The organism is Psittacicella hinzii (assembly GCF_003585935.1).
GTDB lineage: Bacteria > Pseudomonadota > Gammaproteobacteria > Enterobacterales > Psittacicellaceae > Psittacicella > Psittacicella hinzii.
Genome location: NZ_NRJG01000129.1, coordinates 1 through 7245, shown reverse-complemented (window position 1 = coordinate 7245; position 7245 = coordinate 1). Strand labels below are relative to the sequence as shown.

Annotated in this window: 7 protein-coding genes; all 7 read right to left on the bottom strand. The window is 35.3% G+C overall.

What is annotated here, in order from left to right; genetic code table 11:
* Nucleotides 1-396 precede the first annotated feature (396 nt).
* Nucleotides 397-1374, bottom strand: coding sequence for an RluA family pseudouridine synthase (locus CKF58_RS06665; RefSeq protein ID WP_379600254.1), 978 nt, complete (start codon nucleotides 1372-1374; stop codon nucleotides 397-399).
* A 473-nt stretch (nucleotides 1375-1847) separates the two neighbouring features.
* The gene (fdx, locus tag CKF58_RS06660) at nucleotides 1848-2186 is read right to left on the bottom strand and encodes an ISC system 2Fe-2S type ferredoxin (protein WP_119532214.1); all 339 of its coding nucleotides are present in this window, start codon (nucleotides 2184-2186) and stop codon (nucleotides 1848-1850) included.
* Nucleotides 2187-2226: 40 nt separating this feature from the next.
* Nucleotides 2227-4197, bottom strand: coding sequence for a Fe-S protein assembly chaperone HscA (hscA, locus tag CKF58_RS06655; RefSeq protein WP_119532212.1), 1971 nt, complete (start codon nucleotides 4195-4197; stop codon nucleotides 2227-2229).
* Nucleotides 4198-4217: 20 nt separating this feature from the next.
* Nucleotides 4218-4745: a Fe-S protein assembly co-chaperone HscB gene (gene hscB / locus CKF58_RS06650; RefSeq protein WP_222987752.1), complete on the bottom strand. Its 528-nt coding sequence runs from the start codon at nucleotides 4743-4745 to the stop codon at nucleotides 4218-4220.
* Nucleotides 4738-5061, bottom strand: coding sequence for an iron-sulfur cluster assembly protein IscA (iscA, locus tag CKF58_RS06645; RefSeq protein ID WP_119532208.1), 324 nt, complete (start codon nucleotides 5059-5061; stop codon nucleotides 4738-4740). Before iscA ends, hscB begins: the two co-directional genes overlap by 8 nt.
* Nucleotides 5062-5229: 168 nt before the next feature.
* Complete coding sequence (gene iscU, locus CKF58_RS06640; RefSeq protein ID WP_119532206.1) at nucleotides 5230-5616, bottom strand: Fe-S cluster assembly scaffold IscU; 387 nt, start codon at nucleotides 5614-5616, stop codon at nucleotides 5230-5232.
* 34 nt (nucleotides 5617-5650) lie between these two features.
* The gene (locus CKF58_RS06635; protein ID WP_119532204.1) at nucleotides 5651-6865 is read right to left on the bottom strand and encodes an IscS subfamily cysteine desulfurase; all 1215 of its coding nucleotides are present in this window, start codon (nucleotides 6863-6865) and stop codon (nucleotides 5651-5653) included.
* Between the last annotated feature and the right edge of the window lie 380 nt (nucleotides 6866-7245).

The following is a 7245-nucleotide window of genomic DNA, read 5'->3' as shown; positions in this document are numbered from 1 at the left end:
CCATTAATAGCAGAAGTAATGTTAATCGCACTTTTTTAACTTGACATTTAACTATCAAGTATGAGCTATTTAATATTCGCTATTACGATTGGCTATTTTTCTTAGTTAGATACCAGCTCTTAAAGGTTAACTAAGAGAATTGTTATGTGGTTTTCTTTAGAAAGGAAATATTCTTTAAAGGATAAATTCTTACGCTAAATAAGCATTACCTACGCAAATTTCACTTAGCCTAGCTAAAGCTTAAATTTAAAACCGGTGTTTTCTTCAAGAAAACTAAGCTTATTCTCTAGAATTTTAAGCGCAAAAACCTAGCTATATTTTACTTTATTCGGCTAAAAATTTCAAAACTTTATAAGGGATATATCATAAAAGTCGCAAGTTTAACACTTGCGACTTTTATGATTGAATCGGAGTTAAGCTTTGTAAAAAATCAGCTAGTTCTGAAGCTAAAGGTATTTCAACTTCTTTACGAGTATTGGTTGTAGGATCAAGATAATTAAGTTTATAAGCATGTAAGAACATGCGTTTTAATCCTAATTTTTCAATATACGAAGTTTGAATTAAATCTTGGTACTTATTATCACCACATAAAGGAGCTAATGCGTGTAAAGCATGGACACGAATTTGATGAGTACGACCTGTTAGAGGACTAGCTTCAACTAAAGAAAACACTTGCCCTTGTGCATCACGATAGAGCTGAAGTAGCTTAAAGTTGGTTACTGAAGGTTTACCCTCATCATCAACTTTTACAAAGCGCTCACCTAATTTTTCATAACGCAGTAGTGGAGCATCCACTTGTTTTGCTTGCCAGTGCCCAGGAATTAGACATAAATAAGATTTATGAATAATTTTTTCTCGAAATTGATCTTGTAAAGCTTTTAGTACACTCGGTTTACGAGCGACCATTAATAAACCAGAGGTATCACGGTCAATGCGATGCACTAACTCTAAACGACGCTCGTGTGGAAATAAGACACGTAAGGCTTCAACTACGCCATAATTTACCCCAGAACCACCATGTACAGCAATACCTGCAGGCTTATTGATAATAAATAATCCAGGATCCTCGTATACGATTTGTTTAGCTAAGGCTTGTACCGAGTTTAACTTAACGATATCTTGTAACTCAATTGATTTATTGAGAGTGTGGGTTAAGGTTAAAGGAGCTAGACGAATTACATCTCCTTGCTCGAGCTTATACTCAGGTTTAGTGCGCTTTTTGTTAACGCGAATTTCCCCTTTACGTAAAAGCTTATAAAAAGTGGTTTTAGGTACGTTTGGCAGAATACTGATCAAAAAGTTGTCTATACGACGCCCTGCATCTTCGCTTTGGGCAATAAGTTCTACTACTTTAGTGCGATACTCTTGTCCTATAGCCACATCAGCACTTGGAGCAAAGGCTTGTCGATGATCTGCATCGTGAGCAAAATCAGCCTGCACTTGCGTAGCAGTTCTTTCTGGTTGCTTATTGTTTATTTCGCTCTCGACTGACAACTTGTAAGCATGTTGGCTTTTATTACTTGCATGCTCTTTAGTTTTTGCACTTATTCTAGCGTTTGCACTTATTCTAGCGTTTGTACTTGCCTTAGTCGATTCTACTCTAGATTTTACTTCAGCTCTAGACTTAGTTCCAAAAGCTTTATCCCTATTTGCTACATTATTTTTAGCGCTTGCTTTATTTTTTAGCTTACTAGAGGAACTTTTGTCTCTGCTTTTAAGGGTGTTTTTAGCAGAAGTTTTCGCCGACGACTTACTACTAGATAAAGATTTTATTTTCATGTAATCTGATAAGAAATTTTTGTCTAGTATACATTAAAAAAGCTATCTCTGTGAGATAGCTTTTTCTACTAGTGATTTTCTCTAGCGTAGTTGATAGTGTAACGAGGAATTTCCACGATTAGATCTTCAGTACCAACTAGAGCTTGACAACTTAAACGTGAATCCATTTCTAGACCCCAAGCTTTATCTAATTGATCTTCTTCTAATTCTGAAGGAAACTCTAACGAATCAAAACCTTCGCGCACGATAACGTGACATGTTGTACAAGCACATGATTTTTCACATGCGTGCTCAATTTCAATGCCATTACGTAATGCAACGTCAAGAATTGATTCACCCGTTTGGGCTTCAACCACTAATCCCTCTGGGCATAATTCCACATGAGGTAAAAAAGTAATTTTAGGCATTTGTTGCTATTTTCCTTAATTATTAATACTAGGAAGGTAATTACAGACTATTTACGTCTTTACCTTGTAATACATCTTTAAGATTTTGCGTCATAATTGCTGCTGCAAAATCTCTGGTACTAACTTCAAGTTGTTGTGTCCAGAAACCAATTTCGTTAGCGTACTCTTTTAAGCGTTGCGCATCGTCATTGGTTAAGGTATTAACTTGGAGTTTTTCTAAACTATATTTATCTACTAACATTGCCAAACGTTGTAGATTACGTTTAATATTATCAGCTTGTTCAGCTTCTAATAATTGATGATAGTTTTCTAGCTGTGGTGCAGTAGCTTTTAAAAGTAAATCAGCTTCTATACTTGCTTCAGATAATTTACGTAACGCTAAGTCTAATTGGGCAAATTCTGTTGAATCAGTAATCATTTTGAGTACTTCACCTTCAGTTAAACCATATGACAGTTTAACTTCAACTTGCGCACTAACACCTGTAGTTAATTCGGTAGCAGAAACGCTTAATAATCCATCGGCATCAACTTGGTAAGTTACGCGAATTTTTAAAGCTCCAGCAGCACGAGGAGGTAAGCCTTTAAGAGTAAACTGTGATAATGAACGACAATCAGCAGCCATATCACGTTCACCTTGCACAATGTGTAGTTTTAAACCTGTTTGTCCATCTTGGGCTGTAGTAAACTCTTGTGCGCGAGCAATAGGAATTACGGTATTACGTGGAATAATTTTTTCTACTAAGCCACCGTAAACTTCAACTCCAAGTGATAAAGGTAACACATCTAATAAGAGGTAATCTTTATCATTTTGATTGCCGGCTAGAATATCCGCTTGCATTGCAGCACCTAAGGCTACCACAATATCAGGATCGATTGAACAAAGAGGATCTTTACCAAAAAACTGCGCTACTTTCTCTTGTACAAAAGGTACGCGCGTAGATCCACCTACAAGAATAACTTCTCGGATCTGATCTTTGCTGATTTCTGCGTCTTTTAATACGCCTTGGCAAATTTTAATCGTTTGTTTTACATATTCAGTAATAACTTGATTAAAATCTGCACGTGTAATTTCTAGGTCTAAGCTTGCTAAAGATAAACCTAAGCGTTGACACTCTTTACTTAAATTAGCACTTGAAGTTAAAGAGCTAAGATTAACCGCTTGTTCTTGCGATAAAGCTTTCTTCGTAGCAATAGCTAATTCTAAAAGAGCACGATCAGCTAGTTTATCTAAATTATCTTCTGCTAGATTTAATTTCTGCGCTAATAGTTTGGCTAAAGCAGCATCAAAGTCATCACCACCTAACGCTGTATTACCACCGGTTGCTAAAACTTTGAAGACGCCTTTTTCTATTTTTAAAATAGAGACATCAAAAGTACCACCACCTAAATCATAAACGACAATGATCCCGTCTTGATCGGTTTTAATACCATATGCTACAGCGGCTGCCGTTGGTTCGTTTAAAAGACGTAAAACTTTAATGCCCGCTAATTTAGCAGCCTCTTTAGTTGCTTGTCGTTGCGTATCATCAAAATATGCCGGAACTGTAATTACCGCACCATATAAATCTTCACCAGTAAAGCTTTGCGCTTGGTTTTTAAGTTTTTGCAGAATTAAACTTGAGATTTCAATGGCATTTTTTTGACCTGCAACTGTATTAAACAGTGGTAAGTTATTTGCCGAGCCTGTTAATTTATAAGGAACTTTCTCTTGGCTCGCTTGCACTTCACTTAAAGATTTACCAATAAATCTTTTTACCGAAATAATCGTATTTTGGGGATCGATACTAGCTTTAGCTAAAGCTTCATATCCCACTTCAGGTTCTGCTTGCGCTGAAAAATGAACAACTGAAGGACACAATGGACGACCTTGTTCATCATTTATGATTTCTAATCCGCCGTTACGATAAATACCAACTAAAGAATTAGTTGTACCTAAATCTATCCCCACTGCAATTTTTCGTTGATGGGGAGCTGCAGATTGACCAGGTTCGGCAATTGTTAGTAATGACATATATCCTCTTGGTTCAATTATTATGCAAACAATTGATCTTCTTCAACTGTTGCAATGTCAGTTTGCAGTTTAGATAAAAATTGTAATCTATATACAAGTTTTTGCGCTAACTCTAAATTTTGTTCAGCTAAAGCTTGTGTTAAAGCTTGGAGATTTTGCTGTTTATCATCGAGTGCTTTTTGTTTAATTGCAGCCATTTTACTTTCATCGTAAATCTGCGCTAAATTAGCTACAGCTTCACGCATTTCTAGCTGTGTAAAGATAAATTCATTATCTTTTTTAGCAATTGTTTCATCAAAATGAGCTTGCTGCTTTTTTAAATCAATTAAAGCTTGCGCGCGTTTAATATCATCTTTGACAATATTGTAAGCGTCATTAATTTGTTGTGATTTAAGAGTAATTTCTAATTTTTGCTTACTATCATCACCTTGCGCTGCAATTTTATCAGGATGATATTGCTTCATTAATTCTAAGTAATTATTTTCCAATTTCGCGCTATCTAGCACAAAATCTTCGTCCAAACCTAGAATTGCAAAAGGATTAAACATTAAAACTTTCTCCACAACCGCATTCATCTTTAATATTAGGATTTAGGTATTTAAAGCCTTCGTTTAAGCCTTCTTTTACGTAGTCAAGTTGTGTTCCATCAAGATAAACTAATGATTTTTTATCCACCACAACAGTTACTCCTTTATCTTCAAAAGTAACGTCATCTACATTTAGTTCATCTACAAACTCAAGAACGTAAGACATGCCAGAACAACCTGATGTCTTAACACCTACACGTAAACCAATACCATGACCGCGATTATCTAAAAAAGCTTTAACGCGACTAGCGGCTGTATCACTTAAAGTAATAGCCATAATCAGTCTCCTTATAAATAAAGCTACCTAGCTTTAGGGAAATATTTTTTCTTGTTATTTTACACTACTAGAGATTAATTTGCTTTATGGCATTAATCCCTAAGACTATAAAATAACCCCCGTTTCTCTAATCTGCAGATAACGGGGATCATTTATCAACTAGGTTGATTATTTTTTATTTTTGTTACGGTAGTCATTTACTGCCGCTTCGATAGCTTCTTCAGCTAATAAAGAACAGTGAATTTTTACCGGAGGTAATTCTAATTCTTTAACAATAGTGTCGTTTTTAATTGCTAAAGCGTCATCTAAAGATTTACCTTTTACTAATTCAGTCATTAAAGATGATGAAGCTATTGCAGCACCACAACCGTAAGTACGGAATTTAGCGTCTTCGATAATGCCTTGATCATTTACTTTAATTTCTAATTTCATCACATCACCACAAGCTGGTGCACCCACCATACCTGTACCAATGCTTTTAGAATCATCTTCATTAAATGAACCCACATTACGTGGATTTTCATAATGGTCTAATAATTTATTAGAGTATGCCATGTTAATTTTCCTTAATTTAGGATTGCACGCCTAATTAGTGTGCTGTCCACGTAATAGAGTCTAAAGAAATACCTTTTTTATAGAAATCCCATAAAGGTGATAATTCACGTAATCTTTCTACTGCAGCTTTTACTAAGCTAATAGTAGTGTCGATTTCTTCTTCTGTAGTAAAACGACCTAAAGAGAAACGAATTGAAGAGTGAGCTAATTCATCGTTACGACCTAAAGCACGTAATACGTACGAAGGCTCTAATGAAGCAGAAGTACATGCAGACCCAGATGAAACTGCGATATCTTTTAATGCCATCATTAAAGACTCACCTTCAATGTAGTTGAAAGATACGTTTAGAATACCTGGAGCAGAAAAATCATAGTCACCGTTTAAATAGATTTCTTCGATATCTTTTAAACCGTCCCATAATCTTTGACGTAATGCAGCAATGCGTTTCATTTCTGCAGGTAATTCTTCTTTAGCAATGCGGTAAGCTTCACCCATACCCACGATTTGGTGAGTAGGTAAAGTACCTGAACGTAAACCACGTTCGTGACCACCACCGTGAATAATCGCTTCTAAACGAGCTCTTGGACGACGGCACACATATAAGCCACCGATACCTTTAGGTCCGTATAGTTTGTGACAAGAGAATGACATTAAATCAACGCCTAAATCTTTAACGTCAACAGGAATTTTACCAACACCTTGAGTAGCGTCACAGTGGAATACTACTTTGTGTTCACGGCAGATTGCTGCCATTTCTTTAATGTGTTGTAATACACCAGTTTCGTTATTTACTAACATCACAGAAGCCATAATTGTTTCTGGACGAATAGCGTTTTTGAAATCTTCAAGACTTACAACACCATGCTCATTAACGTCTAAGTAAGTTACTTCAAAACCTTGACGTTCTAATTGACGCATAGTATCTAAAACAGCTTTGTGTTCTGTTTTCACAGTAATTAAATGATTACCTTTTGCTTTATAGAATGCAGCTGTACCTTTAATTGCAAGGTTATCTGATTCAGTAGCACCAGAAGTGAAAACGATTTCACGTGGATCTGCATTGATTAAATCAGCAACGTTTTGACGAGCTTGATCAACAGCTTTCTCTGCTTCCCAACCAAATTTGTGAGATCTTGAAGCAGGGTTACCAAAGTTACCGTCTAAAGTTAAACATTGCATCATTTTTTCTACTACGCGAGGATCACATGGAGTAGTAGCAGAATAATCTAAATAAATAGAACGAGACATTAGTCTAAGTTCTCCTAAAAGTTTAGTTAAAGAAAATTGAAGATAAATAGTGGTCTAATCTAAAAATAACCACTAAATGTACTAAGATATTATAGCAAAAAATGCTATATAAACTTTTATAAACCACCTAGCCCTAACTGTTAAATTTTTAACACCTTTGTAAAATACGACTAAATAACAATGGTTTAAAAATATAAATCCTTATAAAGTGAGTTTTTATAAACACGCACTTTTTATGTCTGTTTTATGATTAGCTATCACTAAAATCAAAGCCAAAAATTAATTTTATTAATAAGATAAACCTATCAATAAAAATAATTATACTCTTTTAGCCAAACAAATTCTCAATTTTTACATAAGTAAGAGCCCTTGTGCAATAC